Annotated in this window: 1 protein-coding gene; it reads right to left on the bottom strand. The window is 52.1% G+C overall.

The features are described from left to right. Positions 1–1,530: DUF2345 domain-containing protein (locus tag ACT3SX_RS15000; protein WP_444761828.1), on the bottom strand; the 1,530-nt coding region annotated here is incomplete at both ends.

The following is a 1,530-nucleotide window of genomic DNA, read 5'->3' as shown; positions in this document are numbered from 1 at the left end:
CAGACCCTTCTTCACCGCTTTTATCTTAATCGTCCCCGGACACACCAGCTTAATCCCGCTGTCATCAATCGTCAGTGACGCCCCCGCGCTAGTTTGCAGCTTGATGCGTTTCGGACTTGCGATATTCACTTGTCCCGACTCGCTACCGATGGTCATACCCTGCTGGCTATGCAATTGCAGCTCACCGCCCTGTGCTTGTATCGCTACTGGCTTGGTATTAGCACTGATATGTAGTCCTGATAGACCCGCTTGACCACCGACGCCTGAGAGTGAGTCAATCGTATCTGCCGCCAGCGTATAACTACCTGCCACCATATCTGATTGCGTGCTGCCTGATTGCCTAACGATCGTTTTCGCCGTCCACAGTGTATTGCTGCCTGATGCGAGGATACTATCTTTACTAACCAGTAGCACATCAGCCGCACCAAGTACCTCAGTATCTAGCGTCTCATCGATAATTTGCGCCGTACTCTTAAACCCTTCTATCGACGCTCGGGCACCACTGAGTGCTTCGGTCGATTGTAGGTGTGCGTGCTTGGCCTCCGCTAACGTCTCGCTCAGCTCAGCGCCTAACTTAAGCTGCTGCTGTCCTGCATCATTGACCCATGCAGACTCATGCTCAGTTTGCGTGTGTCTGATATCAAAGGTAGAGAGTAGCACCCCCGTATCACCACTAATCTGTAGTCCATGATCGGTGGCGACATTGATGCCTTGACCACTATCATTTGATTGATGATTGCTAAAGCGATGGCGTAGTGTACCCAATGAGACGATATGCTCATCAGGGGCAAAGACTGCACTAGACGTGATGGTGGGGGTCTCAGCATTAGCCCGCGCACCAGTATTCACCGCCCACTGTAGACCGACCTTGTTTGGCGTATCATCAAAGCTCATCGTCACTTCAGACTCAGCCGTCAGCCCGTACTGCGCAATACCAGATATCCAGCCGCTATGGGTATCATCGTCATTGATTTGCGAGTGACCGAGACCGCCGCCATGCCATCTGGGGGAGGCACCGCCTTTGAGGTTATGTCGATTGGCTAAACCAGCATCCTGAGTGGTGATGTCTTTCTCATCCACATCACCCATACCGATACCATCAAAGAGCGCACGGCTGATCACGGGACTGTCAATATCGCCATACCAGTGGTTAAGGAGTACGGACTGTCCGATACGCGGAGCAAACTGCCAACCATGCGCTGCCCCCGATGACAGTTGTAATGCGCGTAGGGGCGGGGTGGTGCCATCATCGTGATCACTAATACCTGACCAGACAGGGGTGGTGATGGTCTGCTGTAGATTATCATCAGTGATACTAGACGCATAACTAGGAGAGGATGAGCGGCTCACATCTCCTGTACGCGCTTGGGTGAGGCCGTGATAGGTACTACTGGCAAAAGACAAGCTACTTGGATAAGGCATATAAGGAATAGACGCATCAAGTAGCGTAGCTGATACCCATACACCAGTATCACGAGCAATATCAAAGCCATGATCGGGCATGGATGATAGCGTCAGTCTTGTGGTGCC

Origin of the sequence: Psychrobacter sp. AOP31-B2-9 (genome assembly GCF_052378005.1) — a bacterium.
Taxonomy (GTDB): domain Bacteria; phylum Pseudomonadota; class Gammaproteobacteria; order Pseudomonadales; family Moraxellaceae; genus Psychrobacter.
The sequence above is the reverse complement of the archived record's forward strand: the minus strand, read 5'-3'. Positions and strand labels throughout refer to the sequence as shown.